Here is a 20,963-nt window from a genome sequence, read left to right as displayed (position 1 = left end):
CCAGCGCGATGCCGGTCGCAGCAGCGGCAGCGCCTGTCGCTCCGCCCGCCTCTGCCCGCTTCAGCACGCTGTTTCGCTCGCGTCCGGCTGAACCCGCCGTATTGTCCAAAGAAACACTCCTCAAACCGCTACTGGAGAAGATTGCGTTATGCCGTTAGTTTGTGTGTGCTCGCCAAAAGGGGGAGTAGGGAAGACCACCATGGCGGCCAACCTTGCATGGAGTCTGGCGCGCGCCGGCAGCAAGGTGCTGGCAATCGATTTTGATGTGCAGAATGCGCTGCGTCTGCATTTTGGCGTCCCGCTGCAGGATGGCCGCGGCTTTGTTGCGCGCTCTGAAGAGCAGGCTGACTGGAGCCAGTCGATTCTGACCACCGGCGGCAATATTTTTGTGCTGCCCTACGGCGACGTCACAGAGGAGCAGCGTGAACGCTTTGAGCACAAGCTTGCCAGCGACACCCATTTTTTGCGGCGCGGTCTCGATACCGTGCTGAATTATCCCGGCCTGGTAATTGTGGCCGATTTTCCTCCCGGTCCGGGGCCGGCGCTTAAAGCGATGCAGCAACTTGCCGATATGCATTTAGTAGTCATGCTTGCGGATACGGCATCCGTCTCTCTGCTGCCGCAAATTGAAAATAACCGCATGATTGGTCAGCCGCTGAATAATAAACATGGCCACTATTTTGTGCTGAACCAAAGCGACAATCGCCGCAATATCAGCCGGGAAGTCACATCATTTATGCAGCAGCGTCTGGGCGATAGCCTGCTCGGCGTTGTCCACCGCGATGAAAGCGTGGCGGAAGCGAATGCATCACAGCAGTCAGTGTACGATTTCAGCCCCGCGTCTGCGGCCGCCTTCGATATTGAACTGGTGGCAAAGCGCGTGGCTAATTTGCTCAGTATTCAGGTCGGCAACGGTGAAGTTCAGGCGCCTATCCGCAGCCAGTATTAATAGCCGGGCTCAGGCCCGGCTCAGATAATTTATAACGCTTTTTCAGGGTGACTCATGAGTAAACTCGGGTTTTACCTGCTGCTGCTGGTGCTCGCGCCGGTGGCGGCGGTAATCATCATCACGCCTATGGACAGCCAGAAACAATATATTTTTGGTTTAATCAGCATCGGGATGATGTTTTTACTGGGCTTCAGCAAAAGCCGTAAAATAACCGTGGTAATGGTTATTCTTTCCGCGCTGATGTCGACCCGATATATCTGGTGGCGCACTACCGAAACGCTGGAGTTTAATTCCGAGATCGAAGCTATTCTCGGCATTGGCTTATATCTGGCTGAACTTTACGTCTGGCTGATCTTAATTCTCGGGTTCCTGCAGACCACCTGGCCTTTAAAGCGTACGATTGAACCGCTGCCGGATGATACCCGCCTGTGGCCCACGGTGGATGTATACGTACCGACCTAAAACGAAAGTCTGGACGTGGTGCGCGATACCGTGCTGGCGGCGCAGTGTATCGATTACCCGCGCGATAAAATCAAAGTCTATCTGCTGGATGACGGCAAGCGCAGCGAGTTTGCGGTATTCGCCGCTGACGTAGGCGTGGGCTATATCACGCGTGATGACAACCGGCACGCCAAAGCGGGCAATCTTAATCACGCGATGACCATTACCAAAGGCGAGCTGATCTGCGTATTCGACTGCGATCACGTCGCCACGCGCGCGTTCCTGCAGGCAACGGTCGGCCCCTTCCTGAAAGATCCGAAGCTGGCCCTGCTGCAGACGCCGCACTATTTCTACTCTCCCGATCCGTTCGAGCGCAACCTGCGTGCCGCCCGCTCTATTCCTAACGAGGGATCGCTGTTTTATGGTCCGGTACAGCAGGGCAATGACAACTGGAATGCGACCTTTTTCTGTGGCTCCTGTGCCGTTATCCGGCGCAGCGCGCTGGAAGAGATTGGCGGCTTTGCCGTTGAGACCGTGACGGAAGACGCGCACACCGCGCTGAAAATGCAGCGTCGCGGCTGGGGCTCAGCGTTTCTGGCGATCCCGCTGGCGGCCGGTCTGGCAACGGAACGCCTCGGCCTGCACGTTATTCAGCGTACCCGCTGGGCGCGCGGCATGACGCAGATTTTCCGCGTGGATAATCCGCTGTTTGGCCGTGGTCTGAAGTGGCAGCAGCGCCTCTGCTACCTCAACGCCATGCTGCACTTTCAGTTTGGCCTGCCGCGCGTGGCGTTTCTTACCGCGCCGCTGGCTTATCTGCTGTTTAACCTGAATATCATCCACTCTTCGGCGTCGCTGATCTTCGCCTATGTGCTGCCGCATCTGGTGATGTCGCTCTACGTTAACTCCCGTATGAATGGCCGCTTCCGCTATACCTTCTGGGGAGAGATTTACGAAACGGTGATGTGCTTCCATCTGGTCATCCCGACCCTGCTGACGCTACTGTCGCCGAAACATGGCAAGTTCAACGTAACGGATAAAGGCGGTCTGCTCGATCAGGGCTTCTTTGATTTCCATATCGTACGGCCGCACGTCATTGTCGCGACGCTGCTCTCCATCGGCATTGTGGCCGGCGTGGTCCGCGCGACGGCGCATGACTATTTCGGGGTCGATCCCTGGGTTATCGCGCTTAACGTTGGCTGGGCTATTTTCAGTCTGATTATTCTGATGGCGGCCATCGCCGTGGCGCGCGAAACCAAGCAGGTGCGTAAAACCATTCGTATTGAGGTGCAGATCCCGGCTGTGATCCACTACGCCAGCGGGATTTCGTCGCGTACCCGCACCAGCGATCTCTCGATGGGCGGCGCGCAGCTGGATGCGCCTGACAACCGGCATGAAATGGATGAGATTGAAGAGATCGATCTGCTGCTGAAGTCCGGCACTATCACTATCCCGGTCAGTAAAATTTCCGGCGATGCAGAGACAATCCGTTTGCGCTTTGGCGCGATGCCGCTGGCGCGTCGCCGCGAGCTGGTTCGCGTGGTGCTGGCGCGAGCGGATGCGTGGATCCAGCCGGAGTATAAGCAGGATAATCCGCTGGTATCGATCGGCACTATTATTCGTACCGTTTTTGAGCTGTTCTGGCTGACCTGGAAAGATCGCCGCGAGAAGCACAAGCGTGATGACCAGCCTGCGGCGAAAGAGGACAGCGCAGCATGAAGAAATTAACGCAAACGCTGCTCGCCAGTTCGCTGGCGACCGCACTGCTGCTGACATCGGTTCAGGCTGAAGAGCCTGCGGTTACGCAGGACAGCAGTGCGCTGTCAGCCGTGCCGCCGCCGGAAGGGCTCGACAGCACGGCTGACGCGCAGCTGCAGCAGGCGGCCGGGGCCGCCCCGTACACGCCGGAGAGCAGTACTGCCGCGCCAGCTGAGGCTGAAGCGCCGGCAATCCTGTTGCCTGCGCCTGATACCGGAAGCGCCATTCTTAACCAGCCGGTAAGCAGCACCATTTCGGTGTCGCAGATGGGGCAGAAGCAGGGTATCACCCTGACCGGCGGGCAGCTGCAGTCGGGCATTGTCTTTACCCTGCCCGGTGATGAGGTGGTTACCAACGCACGGCTCAACCTGTCGCTGCGCGTCTCATCAGCGCTGGCCGCGCGCAATACGTCGCTGCAGCTGATGCTGAACGGACAGCCGCTCGGCACGCTGCCGCTCGGCTCCAGCGACAGCGACGTCAGCGACTATCAGCTGGATATTCCGGCTGCAATGGTAGTGTCAGATAACAACCTCAGCTTTAAAATCAACGATGCGGATAAGCTGCTGTGTGAAAAAGAGAGCACACAGCAGTATCAGGTAACGATTCTGCCGCAAACCACGCTGAGCCTGGAGGGCCAGCAGCTGAATATCGGCACCAGCCTGCGCAACTTCCCGCGTCCGTTTATTGATGCGCAGCGTATGACGCCGGCCAGCGTCACCTTTGGTTTTGCCAGCAGCGTAACGCCGGATGCGGTGAGCGCTGCCGCACTGGTGGCGTCGTGGATGGGCATTCAGTCTGACTACCGCGGTATACGTTTTCCGGTGAGTCGCGGCGCACTGCCAGAGCGCAACGGTATTCTGGTCGGGCATCCGGGCGACAAAATCGGCATCGTGACGCTGCCGGCCAGCAATGGCCCGCTGCTGCAGGTGATCGATAACCCGGATAATCCGGTCTATAAACTGCTGCTGATTGTGGGCAGCGATGACGCACAGCTGCGTCAGGCGGCGAATCGTCTGACAACCAAACCGCTGACTACCGATGCCAGCCAGCTTGCTGTGCAGCCGCAGCCGCTGGCCCAGCGTAAGCCTTATGATGCCCCGCGCTGGATCAACACCTCACGTCCGGTACGCCTGAGTGAACTGCTGCGCAAAGATCAGAGCCTGACCACGACCGGTATCTGGCATGACGCGCTGCGCGTTAACTTCCGCGCGGCGCCCGATCTGTTTTTATGGGATGGCGATACGATCCCGGTCAACCTGAACTACCGTTTTCCCACTGAAAGCTGGATCGACGAAAACAATTCGTTCCTGAATGTCGCCCTCAACGGGACTTTCCTGCGTAACCTGACGGTTAACAAAGTCGGCCTGCTGGAGAGCGCCTGGCACCGCCTGGGGGGCGACGCGCGTCAGGAGCACTACACCCTGAAGCTGGAGCCATATCTGATTTACGGCGATAACCAGCTGGCGCTCTACTTTAATATCAAGCCAAAAGCGGATGCGCCGTGCGGCGTACTGCTTAACAACAACATTAAAAGCCGCATTGAAGAGGATTCGTGGATCGATCTGAGCCACACCCGTCACTTTACCATGCTGCCGAACCTCTCTTACTTTGTCGGAGCCGCGTTCCCGTTCACGCGCCTGGCAGACTTCTCGCAGACCACGCTGTTGCTGCCGGAAAAACCGGGTGATGCGGAGATCGCCACGCTGCTCGATATGGCGGCGCGCGCGGGTAACGCAACCGGCGTTGCGCTGGTACAGAATCAGGTACTGTTTGGCCTGCCTGAAGGCGGCACCAATCTGAGCCGGCTGCAGCAGAGTGATGTGCTGGCGGTCAGTACCATGCAGCACAGTGCTTTTACGCAGCAGATGCTGCACGGCACGCCGTGGCAGACCAGCGGCAATACGCTGAGCGTTAACGAGCCAGGCCTGAAGGATAAGCTGCGCGGCTGGCTGACCGGCGACTGGTATCGTCAGCAGCTGGACGCCGATCGCTACTTCTCCTCTAATGAGGCATGGCGCGGTTTTGTCAGCTATCGCTCGCCGTGGAGTGCCGACCGGCTGGTGGTGATGACGGTGGCCACCAGCGATCAGCAGCTGCTGCGCCTGCATGACGATCTTAATTCAGCGCGCATCAACGCCGGTATTCGCGGCGATACCGCCATCATTACCGATGAGAACGGGATCCGCAGCTTCCGCGTTGGCCCGCAGTTTCCGAGCGGAGAGATGCCGTGGTACATGATGGTGGTGTGGTACGCCAACCAGCACTCGGTGCTGATGGCGCTGGCCGCGCTGCTGGTTGCCGTGCTGATCGGCAGCAGCGCCTGGCTCATGCTGAAGCGTCACGCATGGCGGCGTCTTAACCCCAAAGCAGACAGTCAGTCCGGCAGGAAGTAAGGATAAAAAGAATGCATAAAAATATACTGAGTGCCGGCATCCGCCACGCCCTGCTGCTGGGCGGGGCGCTGACGCTCTCTCAGCCGCTGCTGGCGGCAGAGAGCAACAATCCTGCGCTGCAGGCGCTGTTTGACCAGGCTGCCTACTGGCATCAGAAAGCGCATGACGATCTGGCAAAGGCGTCGCTGCAGAAAATCCTGCAGGCGGAGCCGAATAATACCCAGGCGCTCTATCTGCTGGCGCTCTACTCCCAGCAGACCGGAAGTACCGCCGAGGCAGCGCAGTGGCGTGCGCGGCTGAGTGCCGTTTCGCCCAACGATGCGCATCTGGCCGAACTGGATAACGCCCGTCAGCTGCAGAGTATTCCGCAGGCGCAGCTATCGCTGGCGCGTCAGCAGGCACGCAGCGGCAACATCGCCGCAGCGCTGCAGACGTGGCGCAACACCTTCAGCGGTAACGAGCCACCGCCGAGCGTCGCCGCTGAATATTATCTGACCATGGCCGGCGATCGCACGCTGCTGCCGCAGGCGGTTGAAGCGCTGCGGCAGTTTGCCGCCGATCATCCGCAGGATACCGGTGCGCAGCTGGCGCTGGGCAAGGCGATGACCTATCAGGAGCCGACCCGTCGCCAGGGGATTGAGCTGCTGGCCGGTATGGCTGACGGCAATAAAGAGGCTGACCGCTCGCTGCGTCAGGCGCTGCTCTGGCTGGCACCGCAGGCTCAGGACGCTGCGCTCTATCAGACCTGGCAGCAGCGTCATCCTCAGGATAACGCGGTAGTGGATTACTACCGTAAAAACGTGGGCGGCGCGGAAAAGGGCGCCGGCTTTACGGCCCTGAACAGCGGCGATGTCAGCGGTGCGCAGTCCAGCTTTGAAAAAGTGCTGCAGGCGAACCCGCAGGATGCGGATGCGCTGGCGGGCATGGGCTATGTTGCGCAGCGCGCCGGGCGCTACGCTGAAGCCGCAGACTACCTGAACCGGGCGGCACAGCTGGGTGGCGATCAGAGCGATGCGCGGCAGAAGCAGGCGGCGGATGCCCGCTTTTACGCGCAGCTTGCCGCCGCTCAGCAGGCGCTGAAAAGCGGCGACAGTGCGCAGGCGCTGGCGCTGAGCGAGCCGCTGACCCAGGCTGAAGGCGAAAAAGGCGTGGCGGCAAAACTGTTCCGTGCCGATGTGCAGCGCCGCACCAATCAGCTGCAGCAGGCGGAACAAACCTACCGTGCGATCCTGCAAAGCGATGCGGATAACCGCAGCGCCAAAGAGGGACTGTTCTATGTGCTGCGCCAGCAGAACCGCAGCGCTGAAGCTAACAGCCTGCTCGCCTCACTGCCCGACAGCGTGCGGCAGAGCGTGGCGCCACGCGGTAATAACAGCGATCCCATCCGGGCACAGGCGAAACGCGAGCAGGCCGCAGGCAACAGCGCCGCCGCGATCGCCACGCTGACCAGCGGCGTACAGCGCTATCCCACCGATGGCTGGCTGCGTCTGGATCTGGCGCGGCTCTACCGCGCGCAGGGCAATACGCTGATGGCAGCCAATGTGATGCAGCCGGTGATGCGCAATGGCGCGACCAGCAGCGAACTCTATGCCGGTGCGCTCAACGCCAGCGAAAGCGGCGCGTGGCAGCAGGCGAGCCAGCTGCTGGCACGTATTCCCGATCGCAGTAAAACCGGCGCAATGCGTGAACTGGCGCAGCGCGTTAACTTTAATCTGCAAATGGCAACGGCCGATCAGTATCTGGCACAGGGCTCGGATGCGGCGGCGGCGAATACGCTGCGCGCGCTGGCTGCTGCCCCGCCGGCTAATCCGGTTGACGCCGGCAATCTGGCGGAGAAACTGGCGAAAGCGGGCGATCTCACCAGCGCCGTGGCGGTGGTACGCAGCAACATGCAGCGCGGCGTGCAGGGTAACGCCGGGGACTATGCCACGCAGGTCACGGTGCTCAACCAGGCCGGGTTGAGCGGTGAAGCGCAGCGTTTTCTCAGCTCGCCTGAACTGCAGGCGCGCAGTACGGCAGCGCAGCTGGCTGATGTGCGCAACGGCTATCTGATCAATGAAGTAGATCGCCTGCGTGAGCAGAAACAGTATGCGGCGGCCTATGACAAATTGGTGGGTGCGCTGCAGCAGGATCCGCAAAACCGCGATCTGATGTTTGCCATGGCGCGTCTCTATCAGTCCGGCAAAATGAACAAAGAGGCGGGCGTGGTCTATGACTATCTGATCACGCAGGATACGCCGCAACAGGATGCGCGCACCGGGGCCATTAACGTGGCGCTGGCAGAGAATGATATCAGCAGGGCGAATACGCTGACGCGCGGACTGCGCAATGAAGAGACGCCGGAGCGGCTGCTGCTGCTGGCGCGCGTAGCGGAAGCCAACGGCGAGCACGGCGAAGCGATGCGTTATCTGCGTACCGCACGCGGTAAAATGATTGGTCTGCAGGGCGCGCAAAGCGGCAGCGTACCTGTGGTTGGCGGACTGGCGCTGGCAGACAATCCCTTTATTAACCGCAGCACCTCGCCGGTTGGCCGTTCCTCTTCCAGCTATGGCGCGGTCATGCCGTGGCAGAACGCACCAACAGTAAGCCGCACAGCAGACACTGCGCTGGCAGCCAATACGCCTGTGCTGCAGCAGAACCAGACGCTGCATCAGATTGACACGATGATGGACGCGCTGCAGGAGAAAACCGGGACCTGGGTACAGGGACAGATGCAGGTGCGCGGACGCGATGGCGAGTCAGGCTTGAGTAAGCTGACCGAAGCGAAAGCGCCGCTGACCTTTTCCACGGTGCCGTTTGGCGAGTCGCGGTTTGATTTTACCGTTACGCCGGTTTCACTGACCGCGGGCAGCGCTGGCGGAGATGCATGGCGCCGCTTTGGCAGCAATGCGCTGGTGCAGGGCAATGTCGTGGCAGCCGGGGATGCGAAAATCACGGACGTTCCCGCTTCAGCCACCGATTCGCAGTCCGCTTCCGGCGTTGAGCTGAACATGGCGCTGAAGGGCGACAGCTATAAAATCGATCTCGGCAGCACGCCGCTGGGCCAGGATCTCAGCACGCTGGTGGGCGGGATCCAGTGGTCACCGAAGCTGACTGATTTCCTGACGCTGATCCTGACCGGTGAACGCCGTGCCATGACCGACAGCCTGCTTTCGTATGTGGGAGCAGAAGATAAAACCAGCGGCAAACGCTGGGGACGCGTAACAAAAAATGGCGCGAATGCCCTGCTGAGCTATGACAACGGCGATGCCGGACTTTATGCCGGCGGCGGCGCTTATAGCTACATTGGCGAAAATGTGGCGAGCAACCAGAGCGTTCAGGCAACCGCTGGCGTTTATGTACGGCCTTTCCACTACGACGATCGCGAGCTGAAAGTGGGAATGAATCTCTCCTGGATGGATTTCTCCAAAAATCTCAGCTATTTCAGTTATGGCCAGGGCGGCTATTTCAGCCCGCAGAACTATGCGTCCGTTTCATTCCCGGTGAATTTCAGCCGTCAGTTTGACGATCTGAAAGTCAACGTCGGGGGATCGGTAGGGTATCAGTCTTACAGCCAGGATAAGAGCGCCTACTTCCCGGACGATGCTGCGCTGCAGTCGCAGCTGCAGAGTCTGGCCGATCGCGGCTTTGTCAGAAGTGCTTACTACAGCGGTGAAAGTAAAAACGGCATAGGTTACAACCTGCACGCCGGTGCGGATTATAAAATTAATAAAGATGTCACGATTGGCGGGCAGCTGGGGTATGACACCTTTGGCGACTACAACGAAAGCACTGCCAATCTCTACTTCCGCTATATGTTTGGAGATAACTGATGAGCGAGCAACCCACCGCACGCGTGACCTGGTCGCATCAGCCTGGCTGGTTTGACCTGGTCTGCGTGATGACAGAGAGCGTGCTGGAGAACGGCGGTGATGAAGCCACGGCTTTTCTGGCCAGCACCGGGGAGACGCTGGCGATGCGCTATCCGCTGCCGGCTTCACGTACCGTGCAGGATCTGGAGCGGGAGATGAATCTGCAGCTGGCCCGCTTCAACTGGGGCTTTGTGCAGATTCATCCGGCAGAAAATGCGATTCAGATTGAGCATCATGCGCTGCCGGCCGGTCACGACACGCTGCCGGCTGAACGCTGGCGGCTGGCGATGGGGGCCGTGCTGGGCGGGCTGTATGCGCAGTGGCTGCGCGATCAGGGCGGCAGCGCGGCAGTACCGCTGACGCTGGAAAACGACAATGGCTCAACGCTGCTGTATCGATATCAATAGGAAGCGGTAATGAATGTAATGCGGCACGGGCGTCGGTGGATGCTCTGTTTAATGATGATATTTTTTAGCGTGCAGGCGATGGCAGACGGCTGGAGCAGTTATAAAAGCCGCTTTCTGAACAGCGACGGCCGGATTATCGATACCGGCAACAAGGGCGTCAGCCATACAGAGGGTCAGGGCTATGGCATGCTGCTGGCGGTGGCGAATAACGATCGCGCTACCTTTGATCTGCTGTGGCAGTGGACGCGTGCGCATCTGCATAATCCGCAAAATGACCTGTTCTACTGGCGCTATGTGCCTGATGCGGCCGATCCGGTGGCAGACAAAAACGACGCCAGCGACGGTAATGTGCTTATTGCCTGGGCGCTGCAGCGCGCGGCCCAAAAGTGGGGAGGAGATTATCAGCAGGATTCCGATCGCATTCAGCGGGCAATTATTAAGCTGAACGTGATCGATTACGCCGGACACAAAGTTATGCTGCCTGGCGCAAACGGCTTTAATAAGTCGAGCTACGTCGTGCTGAACCCCTCCTATTTTCTGTTTGCTGCCTGGCAGGCGTTTGCTCAGCAGAGCCATCTGCGCGTCTGGAATACGCTCATTGACGATGGCCTGACGCTGCTGGGTGAGATGCAGTTTGGTAAAACCGCGCTGCCGCTGGACTGGGTCGCGCTGAACGCGGATGGCTCTGTCGCACCGGCGGTGGGGTACTCTAACCGGTTCAGTTATGATGCGATTCGCGTGCCGCTGAATATCTGGTGGTACGATCCGCAGAGCCTGCGGCTGGTGCCTTTTCAGCACGTCTGGCAGGGCTATCCGCGTCAGACCACGCCGGCCTGGTTCGACGTACTGGCTAACAGCCCGGCGCCTTACAATATGGAAGGCGGCCTGACAGCGGTACGCGATTTGACGCTGAACCAGACCGGTCATCTCAGCGACCGCATTCAGCCGGAACAGAATTACTTCTCTGCCAGCCTGCAGCTATTAGTGTGGCTTGCCTGGCAGGAAAAAGGTTAATACTCTCCTGCGAGCGCGCGGTGCGCGCTCGCGTTCTCCGCGCCCGGCAACGGGTAAAACGCTGAAAACGCGCCTCTCTTCCTTCCGACCGATGATTTTCACCCTTATCGCGGCGTACAACGTCTGAGACCTGGGATATACTTGCTGCGCATTCAGGCTACTATCACTGCGGATTATGGCGGCATTGCGGCCGGGAGAAATTTTGTTGCGCGTCAGTCGCTCGTTAACCATCAAGCAAATGGCAGCCGTGTCTGCGGTTGTGCTGGTGACGATCACGATTTTTATCGTTATCCAGCTTTTTCATTTTGTGCAGCAGCGCAGGGTTGATTACGCCCAGCAGATGGAGAATGTGGCGCACACGGTACGCCAGCCGCTCTCAGAGGCGGTGCTGAAAGCGGACATCCCTCAGGCGGAGCATATTCTTAATACACTGAAACCCGCCGGTATCCTGTCGCGGGCCGATGTGGTGCTGCCCAATGCGTTTCAGGCGCTGCACGCCGATTTTGCACCGGAAAAGCCGGTTCCGCGTCTGGTCGCCCGGCTGTTTGAACTGCCGGTGCAGATCACGCTGCCGCTGTATGCGATAGAGCGGGGCGGCATGCCAAAGCCCATCGCCTATCTGGTGCTTCAGGCGGACTCCTCGCGCGTTTACCAGTTTCTGCTCAGTACGCTCTCAACCATGATCACCAGCTGGCTGCTGATGGCGCTGATTCTCTCGGTCGCCATTAGCTGGTGTATTAACCGTCTGGTGGTGCACCCGCTGCGCGATATTTCACGCGAGCTGCAGGAGCTGCCGCCGCAAGCCATCCTGACACATAAGCTTACGCTGCCCGGAAATCACCGCGATGATGAGATAGGCATGCTGATCCGCAGCTATAACCGCAATCAGCAGGTGCTGGAGTCCGTTCACGATGAGATGAGCCGGCTGACCACCCATTTTGCCGTGACGGATCTGCCTAACCGCACGCTGTTCCTGGCGCTGCTCGACCAGCATCTGCAGCAGCGTCACCGGCAGCAGCCCTGGAGCGTCATGGTTATCCGTATCGAAACGCTGCAGGAAGCCAACGGCGTGCTGAGCGATGAGCAGCGCGATGCGCTGATGCTGACGCTGGTCGAGAAAATCCGCAGCACGATTGATGACCACACGCTGCTGGCGCAGACAGGGCCCAGCGATTTTGCGCTGCTGCTGAAGCGGGCGCACAATCCATTCCGCGCGATGCGCCTGGCGCGAAACCTGATGCTGCGTATCAATCAGCCGGTCAATCTGTATCAGCTGCAGCTGCGACCGAATGCCAGTATCGGGCTGTCGCTCTCTGACGAGAGCCTCTGCTCTGCCCGCGAGCAGCTGGATCGGGCGACGTCAGCCATGATGTCAGCGCGGCATCAGGGGAAAAATCAGATCCTGTTTTTTGATCCGGTACTGACCGAACGGGCGCAGAAGCGGCTGACGCAGGAGCATGACATTCTGCAGGGGCTGCAGGAGGGTGAGTTTGCGCTTTATCTGCAGCCCCAGCTTAACATGGCAACCGGTGAGCTGACGGGGGCTGAAGCGCTGCTGCGTATGCGGATGGCGGATGGCAGCTTCGGGCTGCCGGAAGAGTTCATCGCCAGCGCGGAAGAGATCGGCGTGATTTCCGCCATCGGTCGCTGGGTATTTGAAGAGGCGTGCCGCATTCTGGCCGGCTGGCAGCGACGGGGGATTACGCTGCCGCTGAGCGTAAATATTTCGGCCGTCCAGCTGCGCGACAGCGGCATGGTGACGCATCTGCAGAGCCTGCTGGAACGGCATCGCATCCGGCCGGGTTCTTTAGTGCTGGAAGTCACCGAAACCGCCGGAATAGGTGATGCCGAACAGGCGATGGCGCTGCTGCTCGCGCTGCAGCAGACCGGAGTTGCCGTTGCGCTGGACGATTTTGGTATGGGCTACTGCAATCTCAATTATCTGCATCAGTTTAAAGCGTTACCGGTTAATAAGCTGAAGATGGACCGCAGCTTTGTCGCCGCGCTGCCGGACGATGACACTATGGTGCGCATTGTGGCCGCTGTGGCAAAGATTGTGGATGCGGATGTTGTGGCTGAAGGGGTGGAAACGGCGGAGCAGCGCGACTGGCTGCTGGCGCGTGGCATCACTATCGGTCAGGGCTACCTCTATGCCGAAGCGCTGCCGCTTACCATCTTTGAACAGGGCTGGCTGCAGCGCTGTTCACGCACGTGATAGTGACCTTATCAATTGATTGTTCTGCAGAAACCGCGCCATAGCGCCAGCTGAAGCGTTTCAGTTCATAGTTAGAGTTTTGTAACTTTTGTAAGGAATGTCAGGGGATACTCATCCTGTTAACAGGGTGTTATTTTCAGTTTATCGGTAAGGTTTTACGCTCTCAGGCGGCTTGCCGCATGCGTTTCTCCCTGACACAGGCGGTGAATGCCGTCTCTACCTGGACACCTGTTATGAAACTGTTTAAAAGCCTCTACTTTCAGGTGCTGGTTGCCATCGGCATCGGCGTTCTGTTAGGCCATTACTATCCCGAATTAGGCGCGCAAATGAAGCCGCTTGGTGATGGTTTTGTAAAGCTGATCAAGATGATCATCGCCCCCGTAATCTTCTGTACGGTGGTGACCGGTATCGCCGGCATGGAGAGCATGAAAGCCGTTGGACGCACTGGCGCCGTAGCGCTGCTCTATTTTGAAATCGTCAGTACTATCGCGCTGATCATCGGACTGGTGGTAGTGAACGTGGTTCAGCCTGGCGCAGGAATGAACGTGGATCCCGCCACCCTGGATGCGAAAGCGGTAGCCGTTTATGCACAGCAGGCAGAACAGCAGGGTGTGATCGCGTTCCTGCTTGATATCATCCCGGGCAGCGTCATTGGTGCCTTTGCCAGCGGCAACATTCTGCAGGTGCTGCTGTTCGCTATTCTGTTTGGTTTCGCACTGCATCGCCTCGGCAGCGCCGGTACCGTGATGTTCAACGTTATCGAAAGCTTCTCAAAAGTGATCTTTGGCGTGATCAACATGATTATGCGCCTGGCACCTATCGGGGCGTTTGGTGCCATGGCCTTCACCATCGGTAAGTATGGTGTCGGCTCGCTGGTGCAGCTTGGCCAGCTGATCATCTGTTTCTATATTACCTGTATCCTGTTTGTCGTGATCGTGCTGGGCGCAATTGCGCGCTGGGCTGGCTTTAACATCTTCAAATTTATCGGTTATATCAAAGAAGAGCTGCTGATTGTGCTGGGTACGTCATCGTCTGAATCAGCGCTGCCGCGCATGCTGGATAAGATGGAGCGCCTCGGCTGCAAAAAATCGGTGGTGGGGCTGGTTATTCCAACGGGCTACTCGTTTAATCTGGATGGCACCTCAATCTATCTGACCATGGCCGCCGTGTTTATTGCGCAGGCGACCAACGCTCATATGGATATCTTCCATCAGATCACCCTGCTGGTGGTTCTGCTGCTCTCCTCGAAAGGCGCGGCGGGCGTTACCGGAAGCGGCTTTATTGTTCTCGCCGCGACGCTCTCTGCGGTAGGGCATCTGCCGGTCGCGGGCCTGGCGCTGATTCTGGGCATCGACCGCTTTATGTCCGAAGCGCGTGCGCTGACTAATCTGGTCGGTAACGGCGTAGCCACGGTGGTGGTGGCTAAGTGGGTGGGTCAGCTGGATGAAAACCAGATGAAAGAGACGCTTTCTTCAGCGAAAAAGGTCAATCACGTCTCTCATACCGGCGCATAATCCGCAATTTGCGTTAATTTCCGATTAAATGCCCGCTGTCACTTGCCCTGACAGCGGGCATTTGCATAATAAACCCCGTTGATTTTTTTCCCGATTTTTTTCCTTGTTGCGCGACTTCCTGGCCATCCTGTGGTCAAAGGAACTGTCATTAAATAAACGCGGCGGCAATACGCCGCGCGGGCCGCTTTCCCGGTGGCCAGTCAGTCCGTGCTAACAAGCGTTTATCTGTTTGATTAGGGGTTCACATGCAGGGCACCAGAATTCGGCTTTTGGTTGGCGGCTTGCTGCTTGCAGCAACCGGTTTCGGCGCGCACGCCGAAACACTTCAGCCCGATCCCGCCTGGCAGGAGGGCAAACTGGACAACGGGTTCAGTTGGCAGCTGCTGACCACACCACAACGTCCCAGCGATCGCATTGAGCTTCGCCTGGTGGTTAATACCGGCTCGCTGGCGGAGAGCGCTCAGCAGACCGGCTTCAGTCATCTGTTACCGCGCCTGGCGATGGTGCATAACACCGCGCTGGATACCAATCAGCAGCGTGCACTGTGGCAGCAGGCGATGGATCCGCAGCGTCCGCTGCCGCCAGCGATCTCGTCATACGACTACACTCAGTACAACCTCAGTCTGCCCAACAACCGGCCAGAACTGCTTAAAGAAGCGTTAAACTGGCTGGCGGCGACCGCGGGTAAGATGAGCATTAATGAGCAGGTGGTCGCGACGGCATTAAGCGCGACCGATCCCATCGCCACCTGGCCATCTGACACGCAGGATGTCTGGTGGCGCTACCGCCTGAAAGGCTCAACCATGCTGGCGCACGACCCCGGTGAGCCACCGCGCGCGCCGGTCGATCCCGCGCAGCTGAACAGTTTTTATCAGCAGTGGTATACGCCAGATAATATGACGCTCTATGTGGTTGGTAATGTCGACAGCCGCACTATCATGGAGCAGATTGGCAAGACTTTCGCAACGCTGAAAGGAAAACGCGATACGCCGGCACCACTGCCCACGCTGTCGCCGCTGCCGCATCAGCCGGTCAATCTGGTTGATGGCTCTCTGGCACAGGATCGGCTGTCGCTGGTATGGGATACGTCGTGGCAACCGATTCGCGAATCGCAGTATCTGCAACGTTACTGGCAGAGCGATCTGGCGCGGGAAGCGCTGTTCTGGCACGTGCAGCGCGCGCTGGCAGATAATAAAGCGCAAAATGTGCAGGTCGGCTTTGACTGCCGCGTGCTTTATCAGCGTGCGCAGTGCTCCATCAATATGGAGAGTCCCAACGCGTCACTGCCACAAAACATGAATCAGATCGCTAAAGCGCTGGCCGTGGTTCGCGATAAAGGGCTGCCGCAGGATGAATTTGATGCGCTTATGGCGCAGAAGCTGCTGGAGCTGAATAAGCTGTTTACCACCTACGCCCGTACGGATACTGACATTCTGATGGGGCAGCGCCTGCGCTCGCAGCAGAATGCGGTAGTGGATATTGCTCCCGAGCAGTATCAGAAACTGCGCCAGTCTTTCCTGAGTGAGTTAACGCGTGAGCAGCTTAACCAGGAACTGCGCCAGCAGCTGACGCAGGAGCTGACTATGGTACTGATCCAGCCACAGGGCGAAGCAGAGACCAATGTGAAGATGTTGCAGGAGAGCTGGAACAAGGTGATGGCGGTGCCTGATGCGCCCGCCGCACCGGCCCCGGACGAAAGCAGTAAAGCAGAAAACAGCACCGATCGGGGCGCATAAATGCGCCCCCTGTGATGAATTCCGCGCAGGGCGTAACAACGTCAGGTTTTCGCCCGCAGCCATTCGGTGACCAGCATCGGCCAGCTTGCCAGTGGCAGATCGGCTACGCCGCGGATACCGAAACCGTGCCCGCCTTTCTGATAAAAATGGATCTCGGCCGGAATTTTATGTTCACGCAGCGCGCTGAAGAACAGCATGCTGTGGTTAACGGAAACCGCTTCATCGTCAGCCGCATGGATCAGCAGGGCTGGCGGTGTTTGCGCGTGCACGCGCGTCTCCAGCGAATAGGCATCGATACTTTTCTGATCCGGCCAGGCGCCCAGCAGGCGCGTGCGTGAACTTTCGTGTGCCAGGCCGTCACGCATACTGATAATCGGGTAGATCAGCACCATAGCGTCGGGGCGCGGTGAGAGCGCATCGATACGATCCTGGACCGGATAGAGCTTCTCGTTAAACCGCGTTCCCAGCGAGGCCGCAACGTGGCCGCCTGCGGAAAAGCCCATCATCACAATGTACTTACCGTTTTTGCCCTGCTGCGCCCGTTCGCGCAGCACGCGGACCGCCCGCTGGGCATCGGCCAGCGGTGCATCCGCGCCTTCATGATGCCCGTCATAGGGCAGGCGATATGTCATTACGGCCAGCGTATAGCCCATCGAGGTAAAAACGTGGCCAGCGCGCTGCCTTCACGATCGATTAGCACCCGCTGATAACCGCCGCCCGGTGCCACCAGCAGAGTGATCCCGTTGGAGTTTTCCGGATACCAGATAGCCATTTCCGGGCAGCGCACGCCGGTGGCTGCGCGATCGTAAGGCTCATACTCTTTAGCCAGGTCAACAATCTGCGGCTGAGCGCGGGAGTCACTGGCGCCTGGCGCATCACCGGATGGCCAGATATTGATAATTTCTGTGTGCATAAATCTGTCCTGAGCAGGGCGTATAGTCGTTGTTTTTCTGCGGCCGAAGGAACAGCGTCCTGCTGTTATTGATTAAAAGATGGTCTTCTTTTGCGTTGTCGTCCAGCCGAAAAAACGATAACCAGCGAGAATCAGACTATACCTGGCAGGCGGGAATTCTCTTTCAAGAGACTGAATTTAAACAGTTATGTTTAGCGAAGATAATAAGTGCACACTTCAGATAAAGTGCGAAAGATGGAAGAGGCGTACTAAGCGCAATGAACAGGATAAAACAGAGTAGTAAGTCAAACCAGTCACGGGAAATTTCAGCAGAGAAATCCCTCCGGCTGCGCCTTTTTCCGAACCCTTCCGGCGGCCGGTTTTCTGGTGCGTCAGTTTGCCTTAAGTCTTTAAATCGCCCTCCGGCGACGATTTAGCAGACAAAGCATCCTCTGTTTCTGCGATTAAGGCAAAGGCGCGCTGTTAGACTCGACGCCCTATATGGCTGCACAAAGCAATAAAGTTATCCAGGAACCAGCCGATACTTGCCGCCGGGTTGCTTTCTGCAGGCACTCACCACCGATCAGGAAAAAACCATGGTGATGAAGAATTCCGGACACCGGCTGTCTGTTTCTCTTAAACATGCGCAACCGGATATCGCATTTTTCCGGCAGCAGTGCCAGCGTACTTATACTTTTCAGCCTATTTATCAGATATCTGGCCGCCTGCTGGCGATTGAGCTGCTGACCGCCGTTACGTACGCGGCTATGCCGGAAAAGCGTCTTTCACCGGAAAGCTACTTTGCTGCGCTATCGACAGAGCAGCGGCTGGATGTGGTGCATGAACAACTCACTCTGCTGTTGACGTGGTCCCGCTTTTTTATCCGCCATCAGCTGGTGGCATCGGTCAATATTGACGGGCCGACGCTGCTGGCGATACAGCAGCATCCGGCCCTGCGACGGCTGATTGGCCAGCTGCCGTGGGTGCGCTTTGAACTCACTGAGCATCATGCGCTGCCGCAGGAGGAGATGGTGGCGCAGATGCCGGAGCTGGGGCCGCTATGGCTGGATGATTTTGGCTCCGGCATGGCAAATTTTTCCGCGCTGACCGAACTGCGCTATGACTACATCAAATTATCGCGTGAACTCTTTATGCTGCTGCGCGCGTCAGAAGAGGGGCGAGTCCTTTTCTCAACGCTGCTGACGCTTATTAATCGCTACTGCAATGGCGTAATAGTTGAGGGCGTGGAAACCGAAGAGGAGTGGCGCCAGGTACAATCCTCACCCGCTATTGCAGCTCAGGGATACTTTTTTTCCCGTCCGCTTCCTTTTAGTGAGCTGAGATCGCTGCCGTTGATGCTTCTCTGATGTTGTTACACCGCGTCTCGACTATCTTTAATGAGACGTGAGAACAAGGAGGAAAAAGCATGACTCGCACGGGAAAAGCTGCCAGCTGGGTGGCGGGCATTCTGCTGTTACTGATCGTGGTACTGGTTGTGGTGATTGCCACCTTTGACTGGAACCGCCTGAAACCAACCATTAATCAGAAAGTGTCAGCAGAGCTGAACCGTCCTTTCGCGATACGCGGCGACCTTGGCGTACACTGGGCGCGTAACCGCGCTGAGCCGGGCTGGCGCAGCTGGATCCCCTGGCCGCAGGTACACGCTGAAGATATCATGCTGGGCAATCCGCCCGACATTCCTGACGTGACTATGGTACACCTGCAGCGCGTTGATGCGACGCTGGCCCCCCTGGCGCTGCTGCACAAAGAGATCTACCTGCCCTGGATCAAGCTGCAGCAGCCCGACGCGCGTCTGATACAGCTCGCCAGCAAGAAGAATAACTGGACATTTACGCTCGCCAGTAGCGAAAACAGCGAGGCTGACGCCGCTCCCTCAGCCTGGTCATTCCGCATGGATAATATTCTGTTTGATCAGGGGCAGCTGCGCTACCGCGATGCGATCAACAAAGCGGATGTAACGGTGAATATCAACTCACTCGGTAAACCCGTGCCTTATGCTCAGGTTACCGGCGGCGATGATAAGCAGAAAGGCGCTGGCGATTTTGTTTTTGGCTGGCAGGCGAAAGGCACCTATAACCAGCAGCCGCTTTCCGGCGACGGCAGAATTGGCGGCATGCTCTCACTGCGCAGCAAAACCACGCCATTTCCGCTGCAGGCCGATCTGCGTAACGGCACCACGCGGGTAAGGCTGGAAGGCACGCTGCAGGATCCGCTGAACCTGGGCGGGCTGGATGTGCGCCTGCGATTTTCCGGCGATACGCTGGCCAATCTCTATGGCTTAACCGGCGTGCTGCTGCCTGATACCCCCCCTTATGAAACTGACGGTCATCTGACTGCCCGCTTTAATGACGCCAAAGGCGCGCTGTTCCGCTATGAAAAGTTTAATGGCCATATCGGTGACAGTGATATCCATGGATCGCTCACCTATCGTCAGGGCAAACCCCGGCCGAAGCTGAGCGGCGAACTCACTTCCCGTCAATTGCGCATGGCCGATCTCGGCCCGCTGATTGGCGTTGATTCCGGTAAAGGGAGTGAGAAAACGGCGCGGGCGAAGGCGCAGCGTGGTGAAGCCGCCACGCAGCCTGCCGATCGCGTGCTGCCTTACGATAAGTTTGAAACCAAAAGCTGGGATGCGATGGATGCCGACGTGAAGTTTAGCGGCAAGCGCATTGAGCACAGCAGCAAGCTGCCGCTCAGCGACCTCTATACGCATCTGACGCTGGAAAAAGGCGATCTGCTGCTTGATCCGCTGCGCTTCGGCATGGCCGGCGGCAATATCAATACCACTATCCGGCTTGAGGGCAGCCGTTCACCGATGCGCGGCCGCGCCGATCTGCACGCGCGCAAACTGCAGCTGCGCCAGCTGTTTCCTGATGTAACCGCCATGCAGCGCAGCCTGGGCCAGCTCAACGGAGACGCAACGCTAAGCGGTACCGGCAATTCGGTTGCCGCACTGCTGGGCAGCAGCAACGGTCAGCTGCGCCTGCTGATGAACAATGGCCTCATCAGCCGCAGCCTGATGGAAATTGCCGGGCTTAACGTCGGAAACTACGTGGTGGGTAAACTGTTTGGTGATGATGAAGTGCGCATCAACTGTGCCGCCACCGATCTGACGCTGCGTCAGGGCGTCGCAACGCCGCGCCTGTTCGTGTTTGATACCGAAAATGCGGTAATCAACGTCACCGGCAACGTTAACTTTGCCAGCGAGCGACTCGATCTGACGGTAAATCCGGAGAGCAAAGGCATTCGCATTATTACGCTGCGTTCTCCGCTCTACGTGCGCGGAACCTTTAAAAATCCGGATGCCGGGGTTAAAACCGGGCCGCTTATTGCACGCGGGGCGGCGGCCGTAGCGCTGGGGGCGGTTGTGGCACCGGCTGCCGCGCTGCTGGCGCTGATTTCACCCAGCGACACCGACGCTAATCAGTGCAGCAATGTGCTGCAGCAGATGAAGAGCCAGAAGTGATTAACTGCGCCATAGCACCTTAATGATGTGGTAACCAAACGCGGTTTTTACCGGTCCGTAAGGCTTCAGCAGCGGGCAGGTAAAAACCGCTTTATCAAAAGCCGGCACCATCTGTCCCTGACGAAACTCGCCCAAATCACCGCCGTTGCGTCCGGACGGGCAGGTTGAATGTTTTTTTGCCAGCTGCTGAAAGTTGCCTCCTTTCTCCAGCTGCGCCAGCAGGGCTTTCGCCTGCGCTTCCTCTTTCACAAGGATATGTAAAGCTGCTGCGGTTTTCGCCATGGTGCTCTCCTGTTATGTATAATG

Annotated in this window: 11 protein-coding genes and 3 pseudogenes; 12 read left to right on the top strand and 2 right to left on the bottom strand. The window is 58.1% G+C overall.

From position 1 onward, the window contains the following. The 10 genes and pseudogenes from HA43_RS05650 to HA43_RS05605 all read left to right on the top strand — a co-directional run. Positions 1 to 158: pseudogene (locus HA43_RS05650) on the top strand (cellulose biosynthesis protein BcsO); the annotation flags it as partial. Then, positions 149 to 949 carry a cellulose biosynthesis protein BcsQ gene (bcsQ, locus tag HA43_RS05645; RefSeq protein ID WP_071668229.1) on the top strand — a complete coding sequence of 267 codons (801 nt, stop codon included), beginning with the start codon at positions 149 to 151 and terminating at the stop codon, positions 947 to 949. The pseudogene HA43_RS05650 and the gene bcsQ, both read left to right, overlap by 10 nt. Positions 950 to 1,003: 54 nt before the next feature. Further along, positions 1,004 to 3,109: pseudogene (bcsA, locus tag HA43_RS05640) on the top strand (UDP-forming cellulose synthase catalytic subunit). Then, positions 3,106 to 5,541: a cellulose biosynthesis cyclic di-GMP-binding regulatory protein BcsB gene (gene bcsB / locus HA43_RS05635; protein ID WP_094111174.1), complete on the top strand. Its 2,436-nt coding sequence runs from the start codon at positions 3,106 to 3,108 to the stop codon at positions 5,539 to 5,541. The pseudogene bcsA and the gene bcsB overlap by 4 nt, the downstream one beginning before the upstream one ends. 11 nt (positions 5,542 to 5,552) lie before the next feature. Then, a complete protein-coding gene (locus tag HA43_RS05630; protein ID WP_094111173.1) occupies positions 5,553 to 9,353 on the top strand; it encodes a cellulose biosynthesis protein BcsC in 3,801 nt (1,266 codons plus the stop codon). Beyond that, positions 9,353 to 9,799 carry a cellulose biosynthesis protein BcsD gene (gene bcsD / locus HA43_RS05625; RefSeq protein ID WP_094111172.1) on the top strand — a complete coding sequence of 149 codons (447 nt, stop codon included), beginning with the start codon at positions 9,353 to 9,355 and terminating at the stop codon, positions 9,797 to 9,799. The genes HA43_RS05630 and bcsD overlap by 1 nt, the downstream gene beginning before the upstream one ends. 9 nt (positions 9,800 to 9,808) lie before the next feature. Then, the gene (locus tag HA43_RS05620) at positions 9,809 to 10,813 is read left to right on the top strand and encodes a family 8 glycosyl hydrolase (protein ID WP_094111171.1); all 1,005 of its coding nucleotides are present in this window, start codon (positions 9,809 to 9,811) and stop codon (positions 10,811 to 10,813) included. A 205-nt stretch (positions 10,814 to 11,018) separates the two neighbouring features. Next, positions 11,019 to 13,028 (top strand): biofilm formation regulator HmsP, encoded by a 2,010-nt coding sequence (hmsP, locus tag HA43_RS05615; protein ID WP_199560447.1) that lies wholly within the window; start codon positions 11,019 to 11,021, stop codon positions 13,026 to 13,028. 233 nt (positions 13,029 to 13,261) lie between these two features. Beyond that, a complete protein-coding gene (locus HA43_RS05610) occupies positions 13,262 to 14,542 on the top strand; it encodes a dicarboxylate/amino acid:cation symporter (protein WP_039385674.1) in 1,281 nt (426 codons plus the stop codon). Between the two features lie 245 nt (positions 14,543 to 14,787). Continuing rightward, the gene (locus HA43_RS05605; protein ID WP_094111169.1) at positions 14,788 to 16,278 is read left to right on the top strand and encodes a M16 family metallopeptidase; all 1,491 of its coding nucleotides are present in this window, start codon (positions 14,788 to 14,790) and stop codon (positions 16,276 to 16,278) included. A 41-nt stretch (positions 16,279 to 16,319) separates the two neighbouring features. On the opposite strand, the pseudogene HA43_RS05600 reads toward HA43_RS05605, so the two are convergent. Continuing rightward, positions 16,320 to 17,191: pseudogene (locus HA43_RS05600) on the bottom strand (alpha/beta hydrolase). 575 nt (positions 17,192 to 17,766) lie between these two features. Here HA43_RS05600 and pdeH point away from each other — a divergent pair. After that, positions 17,767 to 18,537 (top strand): cyclic-guanylate-specific phosphodiesterase, encoded by a 771-nt coding sequence (gene pdeH, locus HA43_RS05595; protein WP_094111177.1) that lies wholly within the window; start codon positions 17,767 to 17,769, stop codon positions 18,535 to 18,537. A gap of 59 nt (positions 18,538 to 18,596) precedes the next feature. Next, on the top strand, positions 18,597 to 20,657 hold the full coding sequence (locus HA43_RS05590) for an AsmA family protein (protein ID WP_094111168.1): 2,061 nt from the start codon (positions 18,597 to 18,599) through the stop codon (positions 20,655 to 20,657). Here HA43_RS05590 and ppiC read toward each other — a convergent pair whose 3' ends face one another. Then, on the bottom strand, positions 20,658 to 20,939 hold the full coding sequence (gene ppiC, locus HA43_RS05585; protein WP_039381691.1) for a peptidylprolyl isomerase PpiC: 282 nt from the start codon (positions 20,937 to 20,939) through the stop codon (positions 20,658 to 20,660). Positions 20,940 to 20,963 lie beyond the last annotated feature (24 nt).

The sequence above is a fragment of the Pantoea eucrina genome (assembly GCF_002095385.1).
Taxonomy (GTDB): domain Bacteria; phylum Pseudomonadota; class Gammaproteobacteria; order Enterobacterales; family Enterobacteriaceae; genus Pantoea; species Pantoea eucrina.
This window is presented reverse-complemented; position numbering and strand designations above follow the sequence as displayed.

Excerpts from the sequence above, each read along its gene's own strand:
- bcsQ (WP_071668229.1), top strand. The coding sequence starts at position 149 with ATGCCGTTAGTTTGTGTGTGCTCGCCAAAAGGGGGAGTAGGGAAGACC.
- bcsB (WP_094111174.1), top strand. The coding sequence starts at position 3,106 with ATGAAGAAATTAACGCAAACGCTGCTCGCCAGTTCGCTGGCGACCGCA.
- HA43_RS05630 (WP_094111173.1), top strand. The coding sequence starts at position 5,553 with ATGCATAAAAATATACTGAGTGCCGGCATCCGCCACGCCCTGCTGCTG.
- bcsD (WP_094111172.1), top strand. The coding sequence starts at position 9,353 with ATGAGCGAGCAACCCACCGCACGCGTGACCTGGTCGCATCAGCCTGGC.
- HA43_RS05620 (WP_094111171.1), top strand. The coding sequence starts at position 9,809 with ATGAATGTAATGCGGCACGGGCGTCGGTGGATGCTCTGTTTAATGATG.
- HA43_RS05610 (WP_039385674.1), top strand. The coding sequence starts at position 13,262 with ATGAAACTGTTTAAAAGCCTCTACTTTCAGGTGCTGGTTGCCATCGGC.
- HA43_RS05605 (WP_094111169.1), top strand. The coding sequence starts at position 14,788 with ATGCAGGGCACCAGAATTCGGCTTTTGGTTGGCGGCTTGCTGCTTGCA.
- pdeH (WP_094111177.1), top strand. The coding sequence starts at position 17,767 with ATGGTGATGAAGAATTCCGGACACCGGCTGTCTGTTTCTCTTAAACAT.
- HA43_RS05590 (WP_094111168.1), top strand. The coding sequence starts at position 18,597 with ATGACTCGCACGGGAAAAGCTGCCAGCTGGGTGGCGGGCATTCTGCTG.
- ppiC (WP_039381691.1), bottom strand. The coding sequence starts at position 20,939 with ATGGCGAAAACCGCAGCAGCTTTACATATCCTTGTGAAAGAGGAAGCG.